The organism is Gelidibacter sp. (genome assembly GCF_035515035.1).
Taxonomy (GTDB): Bacteria; Bacteroidota; Bacteroidia; order Flavobacteriales; family Flavobacteriaceae; genus Gelidibacter.
In genome coordinates this window covers 1-24,679 of sequence record NZ_DATJCA010000153.1, presented here as the reverse complement: position 1 = coordinate 24,679, position 24,679 = coordinate 1, and the positions used below count along the sequence as shown (strand labels likewise).

The following is a 24,679-nucleotide window of genomic DNA, read 5'->3' as shown; positions in this document are numbered from 1 at the left end:
TGTTAAGGTTTACGACCTTAAAGGGGGCATCACCCAGTGGCTCTTTGAAGACCGCGCCATTGAAATGGCAAATTAATTTGGGTGTCTTTCTATTTTAAATAATTTGGCTAACCCCATTACTTCCTTCCGCTCAATGCACTTAATTTAAGTATGGTGCATTGGATTTTTTATGCCATTATTTACGTTTTTTATATAAAAATGGATATTTTAGCCTGATAAGAGGCTATGGTTTATTTCTCTTTAAACGGCCTGATCTGATTTCTTGTTAATTGGTACGCACAATAGGATTTTAGAGTTGATTCAAAGAACCATTAGTTTTTGTTAGGGACTATTCATTTTTAGTAGATTATACAGATTGGAGCGACATAAAAATAGAACACTGGTCTTATGGACAAAACTAAAGGATGGAGATGTTCGCGCTATGGGCGATCTTTATGATATTTATGTGGACGAATTGTTTGCATATGGCATGCAGTTTTCTTCAAATAAAAGCCAAGTTATGGATGCCATTCATGATCTGTTCTTGAATCTTTATAAATACAGAAAAACTCTCGCCGCCACAGATAATGTTACTTTTTATCTGTTCAGGTCCTTAAAAAATAACATTCTTAAAGTTGAAAATAAAAGTCGTTCATTTATTCCTTATTCCCAAGAGGAGGACCATAAGCAAAGTGAAAATTCAATTGAAGACCGTATATGTGCAGAAGAATTTGAAAACGATCGCTCTTACAAATTGGCAAAAGCCATCAGCTTATTGAGTAAAAGACAAAGAAAAGCATTGTCTTTGAGGTTTACCCAAGAGCATTCTTATGAAGATGTTGCTGCCATTATGAATGTTTCCGTGGCTACTTCCAGAACCATTATTTACAGGGCTATCAAAACCTTGAGAAAGCAGCTTTACTCCTCGGTGATTTTCTTTTTATCATTATTTTATAACTTTTTTCATTAAAAGTGTCTATAAACTAAGACTATCTTACTTATCCTAATAGGAAACGGTATGTTTTAATGCTATTCATTAAAAATACTGTGTTTTATAATCTGTTTAGATAGTGTCATGGATAACAATTCTCAAAAAAATATAAATTTCAATCATCTTTCAAAAGAGGAGAAGGCCCATTTAAAAAAGCGCATCTCAACTTCTGTGTATGGATATATAAAACGTAAAAGATTATTAAAATATGGAATTGGAGTTACTGCCGCTGTCGTTGTAATTTTTGTTTCCATAGGAATTTTCAATTCGCCAGCTTCTCAACTTTCACCTATTGAAGTCTTTGCGAAAAACGTAAAAGATTTGGAATCATTAAGTCAGGTGCAACTTGTTCTTAGTGAGGATCAAAATATCGAGATCACAGAAGACCATTCTTCCATCACTTATTCAAGTACTGGAGAGGAAGTTCAAATTGGGAACTCGCATTCTATTAACCAAAAAACATCACATAAAAACGCACCGGTTTTTAATACTCTAATTGTGCCGTTCGGAAAACGCTCAGAAATTGTACTTTCAGACGGAAGTAAAGTGTGGTTGAATTCAGGTTCTAAATTGATATTTCCAGCGCAGTTTTCAGAAGATAAGAGAGAAGTCTATCTTCAAGGTGAAGCTATTTTTGAAGTGGCTCACCGTCAGAAGCAGCCTTTTATGGTCAAATCTGATCATCATGAAATTGAAGTATTGGGAACTGTCTTTAATGTGAGCAATTATACTGACGACCAGGCTATCTATACCGTATTACAAAGTGGGAGTGTTCAAATAAATGTAACGGAAGACAGGCTTTTCAATGCCCAAAAGCATATCAAAATCGCTCCAGGGACCTTGGCTACTTTTGATAAGAATGACAGAGCGGTCAAAACACAATCAGTCGCTACAGAACCCTATTTTTCATGGCGAGATGGTATTTTTATCTTCAAAAATGACTCGCTTAAATCCATTATGAAAAAGATATCAAGATATTATAATGTAGAAATCATCATCAATAATTACGACTTGGCGAACGAAACCTTCTCAGGATATTTGGATGTCAAGGAAACCATTGAACATGTCATGCAAACCTTTAAAGCCACCGAATCTCCAGAATTTGAATATTACTTAACTCAAGATAATCAACTAATCATTAACTAAAACTAGGTCAACATTGAAGAGAAAGTTCCAATAAAAAAAGCTAGAAGATGCGCCAACACCCTCTAGCCGTTAAAAAATCAACACCACTGTAAATCAGCAATATTAACCACTAAAACAAAATTATGAATAAAAACGAGAACCTTTATTCTTTTAAAAGGATAAAATCTTTTAGATACTATTTGGTACATATGATGCGAGTTTTCCTTTTACTGATTACCCTTGGCCTGAGTTCTGCTTTTGCAAATTTCTCAGAAGCACAAACCAAGATGGATATCAATGTGAAAAATGTTTCCTTGGAGGAATTGTTTAAAGTAATTCAAAATAAAAGTGAATTTCTATTCTTCTATAAAGATGATGTTTTAAAGCATAAAGTATCCCTAAAGCTCAAAAATGCTACGGTTGCAACTATTTTGGATGCTGCTTTAAAAAACACCGATCTGAGCTACAACATAGACGTTAGGCAGGTGGTCATTAAAAAGGACGTGAGCGCAGAAGTTATCCAATCAGCTAGCCAAAACCAACAAGACCGTCCCATAAAAGGAACCGTTTTTGACGACACCGGCGTGCCCTTATTGGGTGCTACCGTCCAGGTTAAAGGGACCAACAGGGGAGTAACTACAGATTTTGACGGGAATTTTGAAATGTCAGTTCCGGAAAATGCCACGACGCTAGTCATTTCCTATCTCGGTTTTGTTACTAAGGAAGTCTCTATAGTAGGTGTTTCAACAGTCAATGTGACCATGGTTTCGGATAGTATGGCGTTAGAGGAAATTGTCGTCATTGGATATGGTACAGAGCGGAAGTCTTTAATCAGTGATGCAGTAACGTCCATTAGTTCTTCCCAAATTGAGGATTTGCCAGTGTCAACGGTTGATGGTATTCTTCAAGGGCAGTCTTCTGGCGTTCAGGTGATGCAAAACTCAGGAACCCCAGGTGGTGAAATGTCGGTGCGGATTCGTGGATTGACTTCCATTAGTGGATCTAGCCAACCGCTTTATATTATTGACGGTATTCCCGTAACAATGGGAGATTACGGCCAGTTGAGTTATTCTGGCCAAGGGTCCAGTGCCTTATCCGATTTAAACCCTAGTGAGATTGCTTCCATCAGCATTTTGAAAGATGCCTCGGCAACGGCAATTTATGGAGCAAGGGCTTCTAACGGAATTGTGTTGATTACTACCAAACGCGGGAAGACCCAACAATCTGTTGTTAATGTCAATGTGTATTCGGGCATGCAACGTGCTTGGAATAAATTGGATATGTTGAACTCCAGACAGTGGATGGAATATAGAAATGATCTGACAGGAACGACGGTTTTCACACAAGAACAAATGGACAATATCACGGTGGATACCAATTGGCAAGATGTTATTTTTAGAACGGCTCCAATTAGTAGTTACGAAGTGTCTACCACCGGAGGTTCCGATAAGACCAAATTCTTTATCAGTGGTACTTTATTCGATCAAGAAGGAATTCTGATTGGTACGGATTATCGCCGATTGAATGCACGTGCTAATATTGACCATCAACTTTCTGATAAAGTAACTATTGGTACCAGTATCGGATTGACTTATGCTGTGACCAACAGGGTTGAAAGTGATCAAACGCTACATGGACCTTTACCTAACGGGATTTCAACACCGGCAATTTTTCCAGTATTTAATGAAGATGGATCATATAATCAGTCCGGACCTTATGCCAATGCACTGTCTATCGCAAATGAAGCTATTGCAGTTAATTACTCTTATAGAACCAACTCTAACTTTTATTTGGATTGGAAAATTATTGATAACCTTAAGTTTTCCACCAAATGGGGCGTAGATTTTATGAACTTTAGAGAACATTCCTACGAGTCGACCAAAACAGTTCAAGGTGCAAAATACAATGGTCTAGGATTTGAAACCTACAGTAATGTGACTAACATCGTTTCCAATAATCTTTTATCCTATAATAAAAATTTCGGAAAACATAAACTGGATGCTTTATTGGGCTACAGTTTTGAAAGTTATGAAAGAACCTCCTCTTATATTAGAGGTCAGGATTTTGCCGATGACAGCTTAGAATACCTCAATTCTGCAGCGACGATAGTATCTGCGAGTTCTGGTGCTACCGAATCTGGACTGCGGTCCTATTTTGGACGTTTAAATTATAATTTTGATGATAAGTATATCGCCACCTTCACTGGACGATTTGATACGTCGACAAAATTTGGAGAAAACAACAGAACAGGGTTTTTCCCAGCAGCTTCGTTAGCGTGGCGTGTTATTGAGGAAGATTTCATGGAGAAGTTAAATACGGTTTCAGACTTGAAATTTCGTGTAAGTTACGGTTTGACCGGGAATGACGATATCAGTCCATTCTTGTTTTCTGAGCTCTATAGTACAACGGTTTACGGCGGAATGTCAGGAATCTATCCAAGCAACATCCCTAACCCAGATCTAAAATGGGAAAGTACGGCGCAATTTAACGTGGGATTCAATTTAGGCTTGTTCAATGATCGTTTGATGCTTACCGGAGATTATTATAATAAGCAGACCAAAGATTTGTTGTTGAGCAGACCCTTGCCACCAACCTCCGGGTTTTCGTCAATTACTGAAAACGTGGGAAGAGTTGAAAACAAAGGTGTCGAATTGACTTTAGAAACTCGAAACTTTGTGGGCGATTTCACATGGAACACTCAATTCAATATTTATGGAAACCGAAATAAAGTATTGGAACTTTATAATGGACAACCTATTGATGATATTGGAAGAGGTGGGAACCGGATTATGGAAGGTCAACCTATTGGAATTTTCTACAGTTATAAATCGCTGGGCGTTGACCCTTCCACAGGAGATATTGTCTATGCCGATACCAATTTTGATGGCGTGATCACGTCAGAAGACAGAACGATCGTTGGTAATCCGCATCCAGATTTTATCTACGGATTGACCAATAACTTTTCTTACAAAGGATTTGACTTAAGTATCTTTTTACAAGGGTCACAAGGAAACGACGTTTTTAACGGATCGAGATTGTTTTTGGAATCCCTTCAAGGTGGAGATAACCAAACCACCGCAATTTTAAGAAGATGGAGACAGCCAGGAGATGTTACAGATATTCCGAGAGCTACGACAGATCCTGTCAAAGCCGCACAAAACAAAAGGGTGTCTTCAAGGTTTATTGAAGATGGTTCTTATTTGAGGTTTAAAAATGTCACTTTAGGGTATTCATTGGATGCTGAGGCATTGAGAAAAACATTCTTTAGCTCTATCCGTGTGTATCTAAGCGCCCAAAACCTTTTCACATTTACAAATTATACAGGTTTAGATCCTGAGGTTAATTATCGAGGTGATGATAATTCGGTTATTGGAACTGACTTCTTCACCTATCCACAAGCACAAACATTCACCTTAGGAATTAACTTAAAACTTTAAAAAGATGAAAAAGAGTATTTTATTGATTTTTGTTATGATAGTGGCGTGGTCCTGTGATGTTTTGGAGGTGGAACCAAAAAGCTCTATTGAAGCAAGTACAGCATTTCAGACTAAAGAAGATATAGAGAAAGGAATTTTGGGAGCCTATTCTTATCTTCAGGCTTTTAGTTATTATGGAAGGTCAAATGTGATTTTTCCTGATTTAGCAGCCGATAATTTATCCCATCCCATTGGTGCGACCGCCAGTGAATACAGAGAGATTGCCAACAATAATATTCTTCCTGAAAACGGATCCGTTGGAGGCATGTGGAATATTATGTACGCTGGCATCAACGTTGCCAACAACGTCATAGCAAAAGTACCGGGTATTGAGAATATGACCGATGCCGAAAAGAATGCCGCTTTAGGTGAACTTTATTTTATTAGGGCACTTAACCATTTCAATTTACTGAATTATTTTGGTGCCGTTCCTGTCAAAGTAATGCCAACAGTAGGTGTGGGAAATTTAGATGCGCCAAGAGATCCAGTTGACCAAGTGTATAGCCAAATCATAAATGATCTGGTGTTTGCAGCTGATAATCTATCAGCCTCTGGCAACAAAATAAGAGCTTCTAAATATGCAGCAAAGGCCTTATTGGCACGGGTGTTTTTGTATAAAGGTGATTACGCTCAAGCAGTAACCTTAGCTACGGATGTCATTGATAATGGCGGGTATGCCTTGTTGGGCAATTATGCAGATGTTTTTGCGGCGGACCAATCTTCAGAATCCATTTTTGAAATCTATTTTTCGCAAACCGAACGCAACAGAATTGCAGAATATAATTTCCCGACCTCACTAAATGGAAGAAGGGAAGTAGAACCTTCGGCAAATTTACTTGCAGCCTATGAAGCTGGAGATACACGCTATGCGGCAAGCATCGCTTTTGCGGGAACAAGTGCTTATGCTATTAAATATGACGATTTAAGCCTTGGTGCCGATAATGTCATCGTCTTAAGATTGGCAGATATGTATTTGATCAGGGCAGAAGCTGAAGCTAATAAGACGGCGCCAAATATAACCGCTATCCAAAGGGATATCAATAAGATTAGATTGAGAGCACATTTATTGCCCACTTCAGAATCTTCTGTATCTCAATTACTGAGAATCATTGAAAAGGAAAGGCGTATAGAATTTGCTTTTGAAGGCCACAGATGGTTTGATTTGGTGAGAACAGGAAGAGCAATCGCTGTTTTGCCAAATGTAAACAACGTTAACCAAACCTTGTTTCCAATTCCAACTGACGAAATCCAAACCAACAAACACCCAGGAATGATACAAAACCCTGGTTACTAAAAACTAATCATCATATTTAAAAAATAGATCTTATGCAAACTAAATTTCTAAATTACATACTAATAAGTGTCTTCTCTTTAGCATTATTTTCATGTGAAAATGATGATGATGTAACGCCACCACAATCACAAGCAGAATTTACTGCAAGCGCAACAGAAGTTAAAATAGGTGAGGACATACAATTTACCAACAGCTCACAAAATGCCACGGCTTACTTATGGAGTTTTGGAGATGGAACCACATCCAATCAGGTGGCACCAAAAAAATCATACCAATCCAGCGATGTGTTTTTGGTCAGTTTGGTATCTACGGGTGCCGGCGGTTCAACTATTTCCAGCATGGAAATTAAGGTTACGCCAGCCAGCGGCTTTACGGTAGCTGATGAAGATAATTTGAGTGCTAAGATTCCGGTGCAATTCACCAATACATCTTTAGGCGCTACAAGCTATAGTTGGTCTTTTGGAGATGCTGACAACTCCACTTCTACTGAAGAAAACCCAACGTTTACCTATCCGGCAGCAGGAACTTTTAAAGTAACGCTTACTGCCAATGGCGCAGGAGGTAGCAATACATTTACCAAAGACGTCATAATTGCCATGGCGCCTGAAGCACCGGCAGAATTATATTATTTAGACAATACTGATGACTTTATGAGAAAGTTGACATTGGACGGTTCTGGGACGATTACTGATGTGTTCGATTTAGTTGGTAAATCTGGGGTTGGAATGGCTTACGATGAGGTCAATAATAAAATCTATTTCTCTGACTTTTTTACTACGCCATTTGGGAATATTTGGAAAATGAATCCTGATGGAACTGAAGCCGAAGTTATTGTTGAAAACATTGAAGATCCTTATGCGGTTGCCTTGGATGTTGCGGCTAATAAAGTGTATTGGTCAGATTCAGTTGGAAATATTTCGAGAGCAAATTTAGATGGATCAAATGTTGAAATAGGGATTTTGAACATCCCGGACGTCACTTTGACCGGATTGGCGCTAGACCTTAAAAACGGAAAAATGTACGCTTATGATCTTGATGTAGAAGATCTTTATATAGCGGATTTGGATGGATCAAATCCTACTAAAATTCTTTCCGGAGTTTATGGCTATTCTGTGGCTGTTGACATGGTCAATGATAAAATCTATTTTGAGGATAAAAGATCCTTGAAAAGAGCAAATCCTGACGGTTCAAATGTTGAAACCATTGCTGAAAGAGCAACCCGTATTTATGGAATTCAAATAGATAATGAAGCAAATAAAGTGTACTGGGGTGGACGTGATACAGGAGAAATCTATCGTTCTGATTTGGATGGATCCAACAAAGAGGTGTTGAAATCTGGATTGGGAAGTGTAAGAGGTATCGCATTAATTAAATAAAAAACTATGAAAAATTCGTTTATTATATTCTTTTTAATGAGTATCGGTATCTGTTTACAGTCCTGTTCTGATGATGATTTTCCGGTACCACCAGCAAGTACAGTTCCTTCATTTACCTATGCCATAAGTAATGATGAGTTTGCCCCGGCAGCGGTCACTTTTACCAATACGTCCATAGTACCCGAGACGGTAGGAAATGCTACTTTTTATTGGAATTTTGGAAATGGCGAGTCATCTTCTGAGACCAGTCCCGTTTATGTATATGATGAGGCTGGAGTGTATGTTGTAAATTTGGTTGTGACCACTTCTGGTTCCTTAGAAATAAGGGAGTTTTCACAAACCATCGTGATCAAAGATCCTAATGCAACCGGAACACCAATCTATTATACGGATGGCACCAAGGTATATCAGGGACTTATCAATAATCTAGCGCCAATTTTTACTCAGATAAATGGCTTAGCTACTGAAACGTCTTACAGTATGGCTATGGATACCTTAAATAATAAATTGTACATAAGTGATTATGCTGCGAATAAAATTTTCAGAGCCGATTTAGATGGTAGTAATTTTGAGGAGTTCAGAACCGGATTGGATAAACCAATTGCGATGGCATTTGATTATCAGGAAAATAAAATTTACTGGAACACAACTTCAGGTGTGCAACGTGCAGATTTGGGCAGTACAGATCTTTCCCAAAAAGAAGATTTCGTAACCGGTCAGGCCAATGATCCTGACGGGTTGGCGATTGATTTGGTAAATAGAAAATTGTACTGGATTAATTATGATGGTGGCGTTTGGTCTAAAAACTTAGATGGAACTGGTGAAAAAGAAATTCTTCCAGGCGTTGAAGGTGCGAGTATCATGGTGGTTGGAAACCGTATTTATTATGATGAATATGTGGCTTCTGGAGATATTAGAATCAAGTCGGCTAATTTAGATGGCACTGATGTTTCTACAATCGCTGTGGGTGTTTCGCGAGTGGTTTATGGATTGGCTTATGATCCAAATGAAGAAAAAATTTATTGGGGAGACCGAAGAACCTATAGAATGATGAGAGCCAACTTAGATGGCAGTGATGCAGAAGTTTATTATCAAACAACCGTGGGTACCAATGGTATCGTCATTGGAAAACGTCAATAAATATGAAGTTAAATGGATTAATAGCTATTTGTGTATGTATCGGGAGTATGTTCAGCATTACTCCCCTAAGTGCACAAGATGCTCAAAGCAAAGGAAAACTCGTGATTATAGGTGGAGGTCCAAGACCTTCGTCTATGGTGGATCGTATTATTAAAGAATCAGGTATTGATAAATCGGGTTATGGTATTATTTTGCCAATGTCAAGTGCTGAGCCAGATTCGGCGATCTATTATTCCGGAAAACAGTTTATCGAGAAAGGTCTTAAAAATATTTATGGACTCGATTTTGTGAAGGATGAGGTCCTGACAAAATCAAAAGTAGATTCCATCAGAAATGCCAAAATGATTTATATTTCTGGAGGCGACCAAAACCGATTTATGGATATCATTGCCGGAACGGAGATTGAAAAAGCCATTCATCATGCCTATAATAATGGAAATTTAATTGCGGGCACTAGTGCGGGAGCAGCCGTTATGAGCAAGATGATGATTACCGGTGCTGAATTGAAACATCCAGAATATGCTTCGACCTTCCGAAATATCGATGTAGATAATATCGAAATAGGAACCGGATTGGGCATGTTGACCAATGTGATCATCGATCAGCATTTTGTAAAACGCAGTCGTTACAACCGATTGATCAGCGCGGTGATTGAACATCCTGAAATGCTTGGGATTGGTATTGATGAAGCCACGGCAATTTTAGTGGTTGGTACGGATGCTGAAATTATAGGAGATTCGCAGGTAATTGTACTTAAAAATCCGAAACGCTCAAAAAATGTGCATGGCGATAAATTAGGAGCGCATGATATTCAGCTGAACATCTATTTGCCAGGAGAACATTTTCAACTAAATTAAACCGATCATTTTGAAGAAAACATCACAAAAAACAATCCTGCTTTTAGCCCTGTTCCTGAGTAGTTTGACATTCGCACAAAAAGGAAAAATGGAGAAGAGAATTATAAAAGCCGTGGATCAACATTCAGGGGCAGCCATCAATTTACTCAAAGAATCAGTTAATATCAATAGCGGAACGATGAATTTTCCGGGGGTGATCAAAGTAGGCGAATTGTTTAAGGCCGAATTGGATCAACTCGGATTTGAAACAGAATTGACCAACGGCGAAGCTTACGGACGTGCCGGCCATTTAATTGCTAAAAGAGTTGGCAAAAAAGGACCGAAATTCTTATTGATTGGCCATTTGGATACCGTTTTTGAATTGGACAGTCCTTTTCAGGAATACACCATGTTGGATGAGAATATCATGAAAGGCCCTGGTGTTGCCGATATGAAAGGTGGTGATGTGATTATCATCTTAGCCATGAAAGCACTTAAGGATGCTGGAGTTTTGGACGATATGTCCATTGAAATCATCATGACTGGTGACGAAGAGTTGAGCGGTGAACCGATTGAATTGGCTAAGAAAGATTTGATAGAGGGCGCCAAGCGTGCCGATATCGCTTTAGGTTTTGAGAATGGAGACAATAACCCAAAAACCATAGTGGTGGCTCGTAGAGGATCTTCAGATTGGCAATTGAAAGTCACAGGAGTGCCAGCGCACTCATCCCAAGTGTTTACCAAGGATGTTGGTGTTGGTGCTATTTATGAAGCTTCGCGGATTTTGAATGAATTTTATTTACAGTTATCCAAAGAAAAAGATTTGACCTTTAATCCGGGTTTTATTATTGGCGGCACCGATTTAAATCTCAATGACGATCTCACGGGCGGTACGGCCTTTGGAAAAGACAATGTCGTGGCACAACAGGCCATTGTGCATGGCGATATTCGGGCAACCTCTCTAGAGCAATTGGAAAAAGCGCATGGCATCATGAAACACATCGTGGCCAATAATTATCCCAACACTTCGGCAGAATTGATCTTTAATGATAACGGCTATCCACCCTTGGCGCTTACCGAAGGTAATACAAAACTCTTGAAAGTTTATAATACCGTAAGCCAAGACTTGGGTTTTGGCGCAGTGGAAGCAGTGAATCCCCGAAATGCAGGAGCGGCCGATATCTCCTTTACTTCAGGTTATGTGGATATGGCACTGGATGGATTGGGCTTAACAGGCGGTGGCGATGACCATACGATTGAAGAAACTGGCGATCTGCGGACGGTGGCAACCCAGGCGAAAATTACTGCGGTTTTAATGTATCGTCTAATTAACCAGAAATAAAACAAGAACTATAGGCTTATGAAGAAAATTACACTTTTATTTTTACTGAGCATACAAATGCTTTTTGCTCAGAATTATACGGAATATCTTACAGGAAATGCTACAGATGTTACGACCAATCACAAATCAGGAATTTGCTTGATGGGCGGAGCGGCTGATCAAGATGATGCCTTAAAATGGTTTTTGAGCCAAACCGATGGTGGCGATGTGGTGGTTTTGAGAACCACTGGCGATGACGGGTACAACAATTATTTTTACACCACTTTGGGCGTCACTATAAACTCGGTACGGACCTTTGTTATTGAAGATGCTCTAGCCGCCATTGATCCCTATATATTGGAAAAAGTGGCCAATGCAGAAGCTATCTGGATTGCCGGTGGAGACCAATATGATTATGTCAAATATTTTAAAGATAATGCCATGGAAGATGCCTTAAATTCCTTTATTAATACCAAAAAAGGAGTTATTGGCGGTACAAGTGCAGGGATGGCAATTTTGGGAAGTTCCTATTTCACTGCCCAATACGGATCCATTACCAGTCCGGAAGCATTAAGTAATCCTTACCATGCAAGGGCGACAATTGGCTACGATGACTTTTTGGAAATTCCGTTCATGACCGATGTCATTACCGACTCCCATTTCGCAAATCGGGATCGTGAAGGACGAATGAGTGTTTTTATGGGACGTCATACGGCAGATCATAATAGACGTTCTTTTGGAATTGCTTGTAGTGAACGAACTGCCATTACTGTTGATGTTAATGGCAAAGCAGCGGTTTATGGTTCAGAATCGGCTTATTTCCTGCAATCTAATTGTGTGGCCAATAATACACCAGAGACGATTGAAAAATTCAAACCTTTCACCTGGAACAGAGGAGGAGAAGCTATAAAAGTGTACAAAGTACAGGGGACAGGAACAGGCACTAATTATTTTGACCTGTCCGATTGGGAAACTGGAAGTGGTGGTACTTGGGAAAATTGGTCGGTGAATGCGGGCGTGTTTGCCGCCGTAGCTGGAACCAATCCTATGTGTGGCACATTATCGACTCCAGCATTTGAAAGTCTTTATGTTGAAATTTACCCAAATCCAACTTCCGATAGATTATTTGTGAAATCAAAAAACCCTATAAAATCGGTTAAAGTTTACAATGTTTTAGGAAAAGAATTCTCGGTATCACCATTCAACAATGAGATGATTGATGTGTCTTCATTAAGTTCTGGATTGTACATTTTAAAACTTTTTTCGGAAACATCTGAACAAACTTTTAAATTCATTAGAAAATAACCAACCCTTTTTTTAACAGTAAAACCTTGTATGTGTGACCACTGCAGGGTTTTTTTGTGACGTTAAATGCGGTGTTGAAATCAGATAACAACTCAGAAACAATGCCACTTTTATATGCGTAATTTTTCTACTTCATTGAGTTTTGGGATATGTACATGCCATTTATAGGTGTTTGTTATTTTTACCCGAAATGCATCTAATGCTGCCGGTTCACCATGGATGAGGTATACTTTTTCGGGAATGTTTTTAATTGCACCCATCCAATGGAGCAATTCACCTTGATCGGCATGGGCAGATAAGCTCTCAATATGTTTAATGGTGGCCTTGACAGGATGATATTTACCAGAGAACCGGATTTCATGGGCACCGTCAAATAATTGTCTACCGCGAGTACCTTCGGCCTGATAACCGACCAGTAACACAGTGGTTGAAGATTTATCAATGAGTTGTTGTAAATAGGTGAGCACTCTGCCACCAGTCACCATGCCGCTACCGGCAATAACTATTTTAGAACGTTTGTCATCAATCGTTTCCCAGGTTTCTTTATAAGATTGGATAATGTTTACATGATTGCACATCGCGTTATAATCTGAATCCGAAAGTTTGTGCCATTTTGGAAATTGCCTGAACACATTCAGAACATTATTCCCCATAGGGCTATCAACAAAAATGGGAATATTGGGGATTTTGTTTTTCTGATATAATTTCCATAGGATATACATCAGTGTTTGGAGTCGTTCTACGGCAAAACTAGGGATGATGAGATTGCCTTTTTTGTGGAGGGTTTCAATGATAATATCTGTAAGCACCTGTTCTACATCTTCTTCTGGATGGAGTTTATTTCCATAAGTGCTTTCAATAAACAGGAAATCTGCCCATTCTGGACGCTTAGGATCTTCCAATAAATAATCGTCGTTTCGGCCAATATCGCCAGAAAACACAAAACGTTTGGAATTGACATCCAATTCTATAAAAGTCGCCCCAAGAATGTGTCCATTGTATTGAAAACGATAGGAGATATGTTCAGATAAACCAATCCATTTGTCGCCCATTTCAACCTGAAATAAACCAATTGTTCTCTCTGCTTCCGCAACCGTATAAAAAGGCAGCGCAGGCTTCTGTTTTGTAAATTTTTCATCGTTGGCTTTTGCGGCTTCCTCTTCATGAATTTTAGCACTGTCCTTCAAAATGATTTCCGCGATTGCCAAAGTCGGTCCGGTTCCGATAATTTTCCCATGATACCCCTGCTTTACCAAGCGCGGCAAATAGCCAACGTGATCTAAATGGCCATGGGTAAGCAGTACGACATCTATGCTACTGACATCTATAGGAAGATCCTTCCAATTGAGTTCGCGGATTTCTTTTATACCTTGGAACATCCCACAATCTATCAGGATGTTTTTTTCTGAGGTTTCAACTAAAAACTTCGAACCTGTTACTACACCGGAAGCTCCCAAAAAAGTTATATTGACATGATTTTCCATAGTTTTAATGTTTACATAACATAGCAATCTCATTTTGAATTTTCGATTTGCGAGTTTCAGAAATCCCGAGATGATCCAAGAAAAAGAGATCGTCTATCAAGTCTCTGCACAACACCACATCTCTACTTAATAGAAATTGTTTTTCACGATTGGTCAATAGGGTTGATACGGTTATTGGATATAATCCCAATCTGTCAATCCGATTCCTTATGCCATCCTTCTCTGGGTAATCCCAACTTAAAAGATATAAACCAATGCAATTCCCGTATTGGATCGCATCTTTAGTAAATCGGGTGTTGGTGACCACCCAGCCGGCTTCTAGTTTTGTGTCATGCGGTTTTGAATCCCAGTGCGCTTTGACATCTTTAAATCTTGAAGCGATATACAACGGCACTTTAACGTTGCAGTTTCTCCCTTGTTCCGTATGAAATTTACATTCAATAAGCGTTGTTTCTCCGTTTTTTTCAGCGACGACATCTATTTCATGACGTACACATTCACCTTGCATAATTTCACCTACATGCGTGTCATAACCTGAGTATTTTAAAATGGCACTTATAAAACGTTCAAATGGATAGCCTGTAGGACCCAACTCATAGATTGCTTTTTTAAGTTTGTATTTGGATGCCAGATACCCCCCTTTCTTTTTCAATAATGCGAAGGCTCTATTATAGATTTCCTTTGTTGAAATGCCATCATACAGTTCTTCTTTCACTTTATCAATGATTTCATTTATTGTTTGTTCTTCTGCACCTGATTTTCTCAGTGAAGCACGTAGTTTTTTAAGTGAGAACTTTACTTTTTCACCAGAAGATTTAATGATATCAATATTAGTAGTCATAGCTTTTATAGAAATAATGTGTTATAACAACCCTTCAATATGAGGATTTCGACATTTTAAAACCCTGCTGTAATTATGATGTGTTTCCTCCATTCTGTCGGTTGAAGTGTTAAAGTTAATAAGTAAATGGGAGAAGACCTATGATAAATATCACGTCATGCGTGGGTAGGATAACCATGAAGTCAAACGGTTGATGTTCTGTCAATCGCCAAAATAAAGCCTTTATTCACTATCCTGATGGATATCATTTCATAAGGTTTTTATTCTGGGTATTTTTATGCTTAACCATAAATGTTATAATCATGAAACGAACACATTTTTTAATTTCTTTAATGATAGTTTTTACAACCGTACTTTATTCCCAAAGTATGGTTGATGCTGACTTTGTATCGCCAATGAATGATGAGATGGTGGCCGTTAAAAAGGGAAGTCAATGGGGATTTGTCAATCCTGAAGGGCATCTTGTCGTCAATTTTAGAGATGATTTGGTGATTACCAAAACAGCAGATGGCAGTTTTCCAATCTTCCATAATGGCAGATCACTCATCACTCAAAGAAAGAATGGCATTAATTATTATGGATATATCGACCGATCAGGGAAAACGGTAATTGAACCTCAATACTTGAATGCGACAAACTTTAAAGATGATGTCGCCATTGTTTTGGTGTTAAGAAGAAATGAGCTGTCGCAGAATATTGCACTGAATAAACCCGTTGTAAATTACGACTATTTTGAGGTGGCCATCAACCCAAATGGCGAGGTCATCACCTATTTGACCCAAGAACCCGTACATATTACCCTATCGGCAGAAAATCTAAGAAGACCTCCATCAATCTATTCCAAAGCACTTTCTAACACCTTGTTTGCAGTGATGAATGCAGAGAAGAAATGGTCGATTTTAAAAGTTGAATAAACCACATCGGGTTTAGTCTGTCAATTTGATGATTTATTAATTCGTACAAATCAAACAATGATATTATAATTGCTAACCTAAAGTTAGGTAAATACTACGGAACCGAAATTCAACTCCATTGGACATTTCCAAGTAATTCTTAGAGGATCTGAAGCCAATTTTTGTTGTCGTTAACAATAAAAAATAGTAGGGCTTTTGTATCACCAGGACATTATAGAAAACTCCAAAAAAAGAAGTCTGTTGGTCCAAGAGGTCATGACTACCAATTTCAAAACACTGGAGACTAAAGAACAACTTTCAGTCGCTTATCGACTTTTGCAAGAGGAAGTCCATCCCTTTTTTCCTGTCACTGAAAAGAACGAATGGATTGGTGCTATTGATTTTGACGATCTTCACGAGTTTTTACTGATGGAAGACCGGCTGAAATATTGATAATTTTAGGAGAATGATCGTTGCATTGTATAAATTGCAGTACTCTTGATTTATTCTTAAAATCGATGGGATTCCGAATAAAACCATATCAATTTAATAAAGTGTCTATGAAATATTTAAAATTAATCTTAGTGGTTCTTTTGTTTACAAGTTGTAAAAATGACAAACGTGAGGACAATAATCTTGAAATTGATGACACTGAGCAAGCTGTGCCACTTGCCATAGATACACTTCAAATAGGAGAAGGAGGTATCAACTCTTTGAATAGGGCTGTTTCCATCGAATTTAAACAGAAAGCATTGATTGAAAAAAAGGATCAACGATCAGAGTTTCAAAAGTTGATCATCGATAAATCCTATTCTATTAAGCAACCGGACTACACCATCAATTTTAAATATCCGCAACTCGATGAATCCTATAAAGCTACAAACCGGAATTTTAACGAATTCATCAAGGATTATTATGTGAATATCAAGCAGACGGTATCAGACATAGAAGCCAGTAAAATGTTATGTGATAGTATAGAAGCTCTGAACTTTAGAGAAGACCGCTTTATAGATTACAAAATATATATTGTTAACGATCAATTGGTAAGTGTCCTGTTTTACAAAGAAGATTTTTATTCAGGTGCCATGCATCCCAGTTATTCTTTTGACTGTTTTAATTTTGATTTGAACCAAGGTGTTTTTATGAACTATGAAGACTTTTTTAACCAAGGTTCTGAAGATGAGTTATTGACGCTTATCAATGAAAGAATTGTTAAAAAAATACAAAACGAAGAGTTGTATTATGATTGTTGGGAGTTATCACCAACCGATTTTTTTGAAAGTAAAAATAATTTTGTGATCAATGATAATCAAGTCGAGTTTTATTTTGATGACTGCGTCATGTGTCCTTCGTATACAGGGTCTTATTCTATTGAACTTCCGCTTGTAGAATTGCTATCGGTTTTAAAGAAGTCCAATGCTAATCTCTTGACTTTTGATAAAAATCAGCCCAGCCGATAGCAAATTTTTTATTTTAAAATAGAAGAATCTATCTAATTAGAATTGTATTATGAATATTGGTTTAGTCTTATCTGGTGGTGGAATGCGAGGTGCCGCCCATATTGGCGTCATCCGAGCCCTTGAAGAACATCAAATTTTTCCTACCCATATTGCGGGATCAAGTGCGGGAGCCGTTGTAGGTTCACTTTATGCATATGGCTATGGTTGGGAAGAGATTTTGACGTTTTTTAAGGAAGTACAACTCATGAACATTAGAAAATATGCCATCAATAAACCTGGATTTATAGATGCCGAAAAATTTCATGATGATTTTAAAGTCTATCTAAAAGAGGACGATTTTTCGTTTTTGAAAAAGAAGCTCTTTATAACGGCAACCAATATCTTGAGTGGAAAACTTAAAATATTTGAAAAAGGAGAACTTATTAAACCTGTTTTGGCATCGGCTGCATTTCCTGGTTTATTTGCTCCCGTAAAAATTAAAAGTTCTTATTATATCGATGGAGGAGCGCTTAACAACTTTCCTTTGGAACCTCTCAAGAAAAAATGTGATAGGATTATTGGTGTTTATGTTGATGGATTTGATGTGCTGACGATAAAGGATTTGAAGCATTCCCACAATGTGGTGGAACGCGTATTTAGAGTAAAATCGGTTTTAGAAAATCGGGATAAATTTGCTGAGTGTGACCTCATGATTTCTCCTTCTGAATTGAACGCCTTTGGAACTTTTGATAAGAAAAACATCGATGCCATTGTTGAAATTGGTTATAATGCGGCAAAAACTGCGCTTGTGAATTATGACTTGGAGAAATTTAAATAATCTCCAATGCTTCTGAAAAAAGCCTCAAAAAGGGGTTTTCTATTTTGATAAATGTATGCCTTAGATGAATGCGCATCTCCTAAGTTTTTGTGTTCCATAACCTCTATGACAACTCCATTTATTGCTAAACTAAAAATAGTGAGGTTTGAGCCCGGAAAAAATTAATATCTTGGTATTTTAAAAATAACGACAACGAATTTTTAAACCACAACTTCACCATCTTCCAGCTCAAGATATTTAAGTAAAAGGTTTGAAAGCTCTTATTAAAAAATAATTATGACCTTAAAAAACCAGTTTTATTTAATTTTTTTATGTTTCGTTTTTGTGATCTTTGGTTGTAAAGATAAATCCGAAGGAAATAAATCTGATACTGAAACTACAATTAAAGATCAACAAAAACCCAATATAGTATTCATTTACACAGACGATTTGGGTTATGGCGACTTAAGTAGTTATGGCGCGACTGAAGTTTCCACCCCTGCCATAGATGCCTTGGCGGATGAGGGCATTTTATTTACCAATGCCTATGCCACAGCCGCAACCTGTACACCATCTAGATATTCATTGTTGACAGGAGATTATGCCTGGCGTAAAAAAGGAACTGAGGTGGCCAGAGGAGATGAGTCCCTTTTAATTGATACCAAAAGGACCACTTTGCCGGGTGTTTTAAAAAGTGCGGGTTATAAAACGGGTGTTGTTGGAAAATGGCATTTAGGTTTGGGTGATGAAAACGGACCAAATTGGAATGGGAAAATCAGTCCTGGACCCTTGGAAATTGGTTTTGATTATTCGTATTTGATTCCTGCAACTGGCGATAGAGTGCCGTGCGTGTTTGTTGAAAACCATCATGTTGTCAATTTGGATCCTAATGATCCTATTTCTGTGAGTTATAAAGAACAGATTGGAAATTGGCCTACAGGCAAGGAAAATCCAGAGTTGTTAACCATGAATCCTTCTCACGGCCATAACAATACCATTATTAATGGCATTAGCAGAATTGGATTTATGGAAGGTGGAAAGGCCGCTTTGTGGGATGACGAGACCATTCCTATGGAGTTGGTTGATAAATCAAAGAAATTTATCCATTCAAGTAAAGACCAACCTTTCTTTTTATTGCTTTCCACCCACGACATTCACGTACCAAGAGTAGCCAATACTATGTTTCAAGGAAAAAGCGGTATGGGGCCGCGAGGCGATGTTATTTTACAATTGGATTGGACCGTCAATGAAATTGTAAACACACTTAAGCAATTCAATTTATTGGACAACACGATCATCATTTTCTCTAGTGATAATGGTCCTGTTGTTGATGATGGATATGAAGATCAAGCCAGAGAATTGTTGGGTAGCCATAAACCTACGGGAGGTTTGCGTGGCGGTAAATACAGCGCTTATGATGGGGGCACAAAAGTACCGTTAATCATTCGATGGCCAGATGGTAAGGGAAAAGGAACAGTTTCTAACGCGCTTGTGAGTCAGATTGATTTTTTAAGGTCCTTTGCGGCTTTAGCCGGTGTTGATAAAGTCAATGAGGATGTCATTGATAGTCAAAATGCCTTAGATGTTTTTTTAGGCGAAAACAGTATTGGAAGAGCCTCACTTATACAAGAAAGCAGTCGGGGTCCCTTATCTTATATTGAAGGCGAATGGAAATATATTGAGCCTGTTGATGGTCCAAAATTAGTGCCTTGGGGTCCCATCATTGAAACTGGTTTTCAACTAGAACCGCAATTGTTTCACCTGAAAAATGACCCTAATGAACAAGAAAATCTCGCCTCAAAATTCCCTGATCGCGTCAGGGATTTTAAGGAGAAACTTGCGAAGCTGAAAAAAGAGGTATTATAAACTCAGCTTAGGCCACGTTGTTCAGCCAGAGGACCGAGTTGAATGATCCTTCTTATTTCCGTTTTAATTGTAAACCCCAAAACCCAATTTGTCTCGGGCTATCATCAATGAGATTGACTTCATTCACCATTTTAACGCCTTCTATAGTGTAGAAAGCACTTGGATGATATCGGTTGATGGCTTCTGTTAAATGCTTTAAGTTTTCTCTTTTTAAGACCAAGAACACCACGTTGACTTTCCCAGTTTTTCCTTCGGCATCCAAAATGGAATAACGATAATTGTTTTCGCTCAAAAAAGTCAATAATTCGTGTACCGGCTCCTTGGTAATCAATCGTAAAACGACACGACCTATGGCAAGTTTTTCTTCAATATACATGCCTACAAAAGTCCCTACTGCAAAACCACTGGCATAGGCCACATAGGACAAAGCATTGTCAATATTGCTTATGATCTGTCCAATAGCCAATAACCAGATTAAGGCTTCAAAGAAGCCTAAAAAAGGTGCAATATTCCTTTTTCCGCTCATCACGAAGAGGATTCGGATGGTAGAAATTGAAACATCTCCAATCCTTGCCAAAAATATTAATAGCGGAATAATCACGTAATTGAGAGTATTCTCACTGACGCCAAAATTATCATAAAAAAAATGTTCCATATTTCCGAAAGACTAAAGAATTGAAATTCCTGACACCGATCAATTAAGCGTCGAAATTCGGTGCAAATGTATAGAATTATATCTTTATGGATATTAATTTCACGACTCAATTCTGATGGTGAAACCATATTTTATTGCTCTTATTTTCACTTGATACATCGCGTAAATTATAGAAGTTGAACAAGGTATACGATGCCGGTAAAATTAAATTTCAGGAAACGAGATAGGGAAAAGTTTATTTAATAATAACTTTAAATTTTTTAGAGATCAAAGTTATTGTCTTATGTAAATAAGTTTTTTTAAATCTGAGTTATAGAGGTTGCCCATGATTTTATGTATTAATTTGTGGTAATATTTGTAACTTTAATCTTGGTATTCTCACTGCTTCTGATTTAGTTTATGGGGGTTCTATTTATTCGGAATTTATTATTATGAAAATGTATAAAGTTAATGTGATTGATGTCAACCACATGAAAATTAATGGCAAAGCGGATCATCCGTTATGGGAGAAAGCAATCGTTTTAAACGATTTTTCATCCCCTTGGCATTTTGAAGATGTAGAAGATATCGAGTTCAGGGCTTTGCACGACGGTTCGAATTTATTTGTATCCTATAGGGTGAATGACAGTTCATTGCACATTGATAGTACGGACGACACTAAGAAAAATGTTGATAATTCCGATCGGGTAGAACTGTTCCTAAGATCTGATAAACATCTAGATCCTTATTACTGCCTTGAAATAGATCCATTGGCGAGGGTTCAGGATTTTATGGCAAGACCAAACAGAACGTTTGATTTTATGTGGGATTGGCCAAAGCAGGACATTTCCATAAAATCCGACATGACCTCGTCATCTTTTAGTGTGGAACTAGCCATCTCAATAGACTCCTTAAAAAGATTCAAACTCATCCAAAATGATGGTCATATTGAAGCAGGAATTTTTCGAGCAAAATATAGTCAACAGCAAAATGGTCAATTTGAGCCCACTTGGATTACCTGGGTAGATCCTCAAACGGAAACTCCAGAGTTTCACATCGCATCAGCCTTTGGAAAATTAAAACTCGAGAATTTTAAGCTCTCAAAAACGGGGTGACATTTTCTGAATTAATAATGTCTATTGGTAAAAGATGCTTTCCCGGGATATCTTTTTCAAACACTAAGTTTTCAATTAAAAACTTTAGGCCCAAATAAGCCTGCTGCCGTGGATTTTGATGGATCAAAAAATCGATCACCCCATCTTTTAGATAATGGACGTTTTCTGCCAATAGATCATAACCCACCAACTTGATATGGCCTTTATTTTGAGATTCCAGTAATCGTGCCACGTGAAAAGCTTTTGAATTGGTCACAAAAATACCGGTCAAGTGAGGATGGTCATTTAAAAAATCGCGTAATTTATCTTCCGTTTCAGTATATTTAATCTTACACTTTAATATAACAGGCTTGAATCCGTAAAGGTCTTCAAAATAACTTTTGAAACCTTTTTCTTTTTCTTGCATGTGGACAGCATTTTTATATTTTTCATCAATGTGGATGATGGCCATATCGCCTTTGTCGATAATACTGTGCATGAGTTTGGCGGCCACCCGACCGCTTTGATATAAATCCTGACCAATAAAACTGGCAATCGACGCATCAATCTGATTGTTAAAAGTGCACACCTGAATATTCAAAGCTTTATAATGTTCCAAGACAGTTTTGGCTTCTTTATAAAATAGAGGCACCATTAAAATCATATCAGGAACAGAATCTAAAAGATGTTCATGATGTTCCATGAACGACTGCGTATCTGTGGGGTCAAATAAAAAGGTATTCAATCGAATATCAAAAGCGCTGAATTCGGACAGGGCTTGTTGAATACCATCAGAACACACTTCCCAATACGCATCTTTTTTTGGATCGGGCAATAAAGCGCCAATTTGATAGATCCGATTGTTTTTTAAGTTTCTAGCGATGAGGTTGGGCTGGTAATCAATATCTGTAAGCAATTGCCTTACCTTGTCCTCAACATCCTTTGCCACGTTGCCGCGGTTATGGATGACGCGATCAATAGTCCCTTTAGAAACTCCGGCCAATTGAGCGATATCTTTTATGGTATATTTTTTCATCATTCACATTTGTATAGTAAACAAGAGATGTGTATATTCGCATTACTGTGTTCGAGCACAATTTATGAAAAATTATGTTGCAATTCAAAATTATAAGGTAGGATTGTAAGATTTGATTTGGTTGTCTCGGTCCAAATTACATTAATTTCCATATGAACCTCAATCGTTTGAGGTTATTTAAGAATTAAAACACAATACATGGTAGTAACAAATAAACCGACATTAGTCATTTTAGCTGCTGGGATGGGGAGCAGATATGGCGGTTTAAAGCAAATGGACCCTTTTACCCCTGAAGGTGATACCATCATTGATTTTTCGCTATATGACGCTCTTCAGGCAGGCTTTGGCAAATTTGTTTTTATTATTCGAAAGAGTTTTGAAAAGGAGTTTAAAGAGATCTTTAGTGAAAAATTACAAGGAAAAGCTGAGGTGGATTATGTGTTTCAAGAATTTGATAGCGTCCCAAAAAAATATAGAGATCCTAAGCGAACAAAACCTTGGGGAACAGGTCATGCTTTGTTAATGGCGAAAGATGCAGTGCAAGAAAATTTCGCCATCATTAATGCCGATGATTTTTATGGAAGGGAAGCGTTTGTGACCATGGCCAAGTATTTGTCAGAAACTGATAAAGATTCCTACAATTTTAGTATGATGGCTTATCTGCTTAAAAACACCGTCTCAGATCACGGTTATGTGGCCAGAGGAGAATGTGAAGTGGATGAGAACGGTTATTTAAAAGATGTGACCGAACGCACGCATATTGAAAATATTGATGGAAAACCCATGCGTAAGGATTCCAATGGGAAATTCATTCCTATTGATGGCGATACTATAGTGTCTATGAACTTTTGGGGTTTTACACCAAGATGTTTTGAGTTTGGAGGAGAATTGTTTGACGCATTTTTAGAGGTCAACAAGCACAACCCTAAAGCAGAATTCTTTATTCCCTACGTAGTCAATGAAATTTTGAGATCAAAAAAAGCAAGTGTAAAGGTGCTGAAATCAGACGCACAATGGTTTGGAGTGACTTATTTAGAAGATAAGGAAATAGTCGAATCTGCTATCGCAAAACTAAAGGAACGGGGCGTATATCCTACTAATCTATGGTAAAATGATATCAGAAAGACTAAAATATATTTTTGGGCAATTTGAGCACGACGCTGAATTTGATTCCTATAAAGAACTGGCTTCCGGTCATATCAATGATACCTATTTGATCAAGACTAAAGAGAAGCCTTATTTTGTTTTGCAACGGATCAATCATGGCGTGTTTAAAGACGTGCCCGGTCTTATTGAAAATAAAATGCTGATCAGTAACCATATCAAAGAAAAGCTTGGCCACTTATCTCCAAAAAAACAGAACCGGCGCATCCTAAGATTTTATATGACCAAATCTGGGGAATCCTATTTTAGAGGTGATGAAGGGAACTACTGGAACCTCATGCATTTTATTGATAAAAGCGTCACTCATTTAAGTGTCTCCAATGAAACCATCGCTTATGAAGGCGGCCGATTGCTGGGCCAGTTTTTAACCTTAACCAACGATTTTGACGCGTCCAAATTAACTGAGGTCATCCCTAAGTTCCACGATATGCCATTTAGGTATTGGGAATTTGAAGAAGCAAAACGAAAGGCATCTCCAGAACGACTCCAGAAAGCAAAAGCTCAGATAGAATAAGTGGCCATTGCCAAAGAGGAAATGCATATTCTACAACATCTTAAAGAATCCCGC

21 protein-coding genes are annotated in these 24,679 nt (G+C 37.9%); 17 read left to right on the top strand and 4 right to left on the bottom strand.

Translation table 11 applies throughout. From position 1 onward, the window contains the following. The first annotated feature begins 355 nt into the window (after positions 1-355). From VLZ86_RS12695 to VLZ86_RS12655, 9 genes are all read left to right on the top strand, one after another. Positions 356-949, top strand: a complete 594-nt coding sequence (locus tag VLZ86_RS12695) for a sigma-70 family RNA polymerase sigma factor (protein WP_325451903.1) — start codon at positions 356-358, stop codon at positions 947-949. Between the two features lie 105 nt (positions 950-1,054). Beyond that, positions 1,055-2,116, top strand: a complete 1,062-nt coding sequence (locus VLZ86_RS12690) for a FecR family protein (RefSeq protein ID WP_325451901.1) — start codon at positions 1,055-1,057, stop codon at positions 2,114-2,116. A gap of 122 nt (positions 2,117-2,238) precedes the next feature. Beyond that, entirely contained in the window at positions 2,239-5,532 is a 3,294-nt protein-coding gene (locus tag VLZ86_RS12685; RefSeq protein ID WP_325451899.1) for a TonB-dependent receptor, read from the top strand. Between the two features lie 4 nt (positions 5,533-5,536). Continuing rightward, positions 5,537-6,865 (top strand): RagB/SusD family nutrient uptake outer membrane protein, encoded by a 1,329-nt coding sequence (locus VLZ86_RS12680; protein ID WP_325451897.1) that lies wholly within the window; start codon positions 5,537-5,539, stop codon positions 6,863-6,865. Positions 6,866-6,897: 32 nt separating this feature from the next. Then, a complete protein-coding gene (locus VLZ86_RS12675; RefSeq protein WP_325451895.1) occupies positions 6,898-8,241 on the top strand; it encodes a PKD domain-containing protein in 1,344 nt (447 codons plus the stop codon). A gap of 6 nt (positions 8,242-8,247) precedes the next feature. After that, positions 8,248-9,381, top strand: a complete 1,134-nt coding sequence (locus VLZ86_RS12670; protein WP_325451893.1) for a PKD domain-containing protein — start codon at positions 8,248-8,250, stop codon at positions 9,379-9,381. Positions 9,382-9,383: 2 nt separating this feature from the next. Beyond that, the gene (locus VLZ86_RS12665; RefSeq protein WP_325451891.1) at positions 9,384-10,238 is read left to right on the top strand and encodes a cyanophycinase; all 855 of its coding nucleotides are present in this window, start codon (positions 9,384-9,386) and stop codon (positions 10,236-10,238) included. Between the two features lie 10 nt (positions 10,239-10,248). Next, a complete protein-coding gene (locus VLZ86_RS12660) occupies positions 10,249-11,559 on the top strand; it encodes a M20/M25/M40 family metallo-hydrolase (protein WP_325451889.1) in 1,311 nt (436 codons plus the stop codon). An 18-nt stretch (positions 11,560-11,577) separates the two neighbouring features. Next, complete coding sequence (locus tag VLZ86_RS12655) at positions 11,578-12,843, top strand: T9SS type A sorting domain-containing protein (RefSeq protein WP_325451887.1); 1,266 nt, start codon at positions 11,578-11,580, stop codon at positions 12,841-12,843. Positions 12,844-12,953: 110 nt separating this feature from the next. Here the strand turns inward: VLZ86_RS12655 and VLZ86_RS12650 are convergent, their stop codons facing one another. Both VLZ86_RS12650 and VLZ86_RS12645 read right to left on the bottom strand, forming a co-directional pair. Next, positions 12,954-14,327, bottom strand: a complete 1,374-nt coding sequence (locus tag VLZ86_RS12650) for an MBL fold metallo-hydrolase (protein ID WP_325451885.1) — start codon at positions 14,325-14,327, stop codon at positions 12,954-12,956. Positions 14,328-14,331: 4 nt separating this feature from the next. Beyond that, the gene (locus VLZ86_RS12645) at positions 14,332-15,168 is read right to left on the bottom strand and encodes an ATP cone domain-containing protein (protein ID WP_325451883.1); all 837 of its coding nucleotides are present in this window, start codon (positions 15,166-15,168) and stop codon (positions 14,332-14,334) included. A gap of 302 nt (positions 15,169-15,470) precedes the next feature. On the opposite strand from VLZ86_RS12645, the gene VLZ86_RS12640 reads away from it, so the two are divergent. The 5 genes from VLZ86_RS12640 (at position 15,471) to VLZ86_RS12620 (ending at position 20,183) form a co-directional block, all read left to right on the top strand. After that, positions 15,471-16,082, top strand: a complete 612-nt coding sequence (locus tag VLZ86_RS12640) for a WG repeat-containing protein (protein ID WP_325451881.1) — start codon at positions 15,471-15,473, stop codon at positions 16,080-16,082. 195 nt (positions 16,083-16,277) lie between these two features. Beyond that, positions 16,278-16,514 (top strand): hypothetical protein, encoded by a 237-nt coding sequence (locus tag VLZ86_RS12635; RefSeq protein ID WP_325451879.1) that lies wholly within the window; start codon positions 16,278-16,280, stop codon positions 16,512-16,514. A gap of 107 nt (positions 16,515-16,621) precedes the next feature. Continuing rightward, positions 16,622-17,521, top strand: a complete 900-nt coding sequence (locus tag VLZ86_RS12630) for an RsiV family protein (RefSeq protein WP_325451877.1) — start codon at positions 16,622-16,624, stop codon at positions 17,519-17,521. Positions 17,522-17,570: 49 nt separating this feature from the next. Then, positions 17,571-18,338, top strand: coding sequence for a patatin-like phospholipase family protein (locus tag VLZ86_RS12625; protein ID WP_325451875.1), 768 nt, complete (start codon positions 17,571-17,573; stop codon positions 18,336-18,338). Between the two features lie 276 nt (positions 18,339-18,614). After that, complete coding sequence (locus tag VLZ86_RS12620) at positions 18,615-20,183, top strand: arylsulfatase (RefSeq protein WP_325451873.1); 1,569 nt, start codon at positions 18,615-18,617, stop codon at positions 20,181-20,183. Positions 20,184-20,235: 52 nt separating this feature from the next. Here the strand turns inward: VLZ86_RS12620 and VLZ86_RS12615 are convergent, their stop codons facing one another. Then, a complete protein-coding gene (locus tag VLZ86_RS12615; RefSeq protein WP_325451871.1) occupies positions 20,236-20,838 on the bottom strand; it encodes a DUF2179 domain-containing protein in 603 nt (200 codons plus the stop codon). Positions 20,839-21,269: 431 nt separating this feature from the next. Between VLZ86_RS12615 and VLZ86_RS12610 the strand changes: the two genes are divergently transcribed. Then, positions 21,270-21,932, top strand: a complete 663-nt coding sequence (locus VLZ86_RS12610) for a carbohydrate-binding family 9-like protein (protein ID WP_325451869.1) — start codon at positions 21,270-21,272, stop codon at positions 21,930-21,932. On the opposite strand, the gene VLZ86_RS12605 is transcribed toward VLZ86_RS12610, so the two are convergent. Then, positions 21,910-22,950 carry a LacI family DNA-binding transcriptional regulator gene (locus VLZ86_RS12605; RefSeq protein WP_325451867.1) on the bottom strand — a complete coding sequence of 347 codons (1,041 nt, stop codon included), beginning with the start codon at positions 22,948-22,950 and terminating at the stop codon, positions 21,910-21,912. The genes VLZ86_RS12610 and VLZ86_RS12605 overlap by 23 nt on opposite strands. A gap of 195 nt (positions 22,951-23,145) precedes the next feature. Between VLZ86_RS12605 and VLZ86_RS12600 the strand changes: the two genes are divergently transcribed. Both VLZ86_RS12600 and VLZ86_RS12595 read left to right on the top strand, forming a co-directional pair. Next, positions 23,146-24,057: a nucleotidyltransferase family protein gene (locus VLZ86_RS12600; RefSeq protein WP_325451865.1), complete on the top strand. Its 912-nt coding sequence runs from the start codon at positions 23,146-23,148 to the stop codon at positions 24,055-24,057. Between the two features lies 1 nt (position 24,058). Continuing rightward, positions 24,059-24,625: a hypothetical protein gene (locus VLZ86_RS12595; protein WP_325451863.1), complete on the top strand. Its 567-nt coding sequence runs from the start codon at positions 24,059-24,061 to the stop codon at positions 24,623-24,625. Positions 24,626-24,679: the final 54 nt, after the last annotated feature.

What these genes read in the sequence shown, in the direction of transcription:
- VLZ86_RS12690 (WP_325451901.1), top strand. Translation starts at nt 1,055, where the DNA reads ATGGATAACAATTCTCAAAAAAATATAAATTTCAATCATCTTTCAAAA.
- VLZ86_RS12685 (WP_325451899.1), top strand. Translation starts at nt 2,239, where the DNA reads ATGAATAAAAACGAGAACCTTTATTCTTTTAAAAGGATAAAATCTTTT.
- VLZ86_RS12680 (WP_325451897.1), top strand. Translation starts at nt 5,537, where the DNA reads ATGAAAAAGAGTATTTTATTGATTTTTGTTATGATAGTGGCGTGGTCC.
- VLZ86_RS12675 (WP_325451895.1), top strand. Translation starts at nt 6,898, where the DNA reads ATGCAAACTAAATTTCTAAATTACATACTAATAAGTGTCTTCTCTTTA.
- VLZ86_RS12670 (WP_325451893.1), top strand. Translation starts at nt 8,248, where the DNA reads ATGAAAAATTCGTTTATTATATTCTTTTTAATGAGTATCGGTATCTGT.
- VLZ86_RS12665 (WP_325451891.1), top strand. Translation starts at nt 9,384, where the DNA reads ATGAAGTTAAATGGATTAATAGCTATTTGTGTATGTATCGGGAGTATG.
- VLZ86_RS12655 (WP_325451887.1), top strand. Translation starts at nt 11,578, where the DNA reads ATGAAGAAAATTACACTTTTATTTTTACTGAGCATACAAATGCTTTTT.
- VLZ86_RS12650 (WP_325451885.1), bottom strand. Translation starts at nt 14,327, where the DNA reads ATGGAAAATCATGTCAATATAACTTTTTTGGGAGCTTCCGGTGTAGTA.
- VLZ86_RS12645 (WP_325451883.1), bottom strand. Translation starts at nt 15,168, where the DNA reads ATGACTACTAATATTGATATCATTAAATCTTCTGGTGAAAAAGTAAAG.
- VLZ86_RS12640 (WP_325451881.1), top strand. Translation starts at nt 15,471, where the DNA reads ATGAAACGAACACATTTTTTAATTTCTTTAATGATAGTTTTTACAACC.
- VLZ86_RS12630 (WP_325451877.1), top strand. Translation starts at nt 16,622, where the DNA reads ATGAAATATTTAAAATTAATCTTAGTGGTTCTTTTGTTTACAAGTTGT.
- VLZ86_RS12625 (WP_325451875.1), top strand. Translation starts at nt 17,571, where the DNA reads ATGAATATTGGTTTAGTCTTATCTGGTGGTGGAATGCGAGGTGCCGCC.
- VLZ86_RS12620 (WP_325451873.1), top strand. Translation starts at nt 18,615, where the DNA reads ATGACCTTAAAAAACCAGTTTTATTTAATTTTTTTATGTTTCGTTTTT.
- VLZ86_RS12615 (WP_325451871.1), bottom strand. Translation starts at nt 20,838, where the DNA reads ATGGAACATTTTTTTTATGATAATTTTGGCGTCAGTGAGAATACTCTC.
- VLZ86_RS12610 (WP_325451869.1), top strand. Translation starts at nt 21,270, where the DNA reads ATGAAAATGTATAAAGTTAATGTGATTGATGTCAACCACATGAAAATT.
- VLZ86_RS12605 (WP_325451867.1), bottom strand. Translation starts at nt 22,950, where the DNA reads ATGATGAAAAAATATACCATAAAAGATATCGCTCAATTGGCCGGAGTT.
- VLZ86_RS12600 (WP_325451865.1), top strand. Translation starts at nt 23,146, where the DNA reads ATGGTAGTAACAAATAAACCGACATTAGTCATTTTAGCTGCTGGGATG.
- VLZ86_RS12595 (WP_325451863.1), top strand. Translation starts at nt 24,059, where the DNA reads ATGATATCAGAAAGACTAAAATATATTTTTGGGCAATTTGAGCACGAC.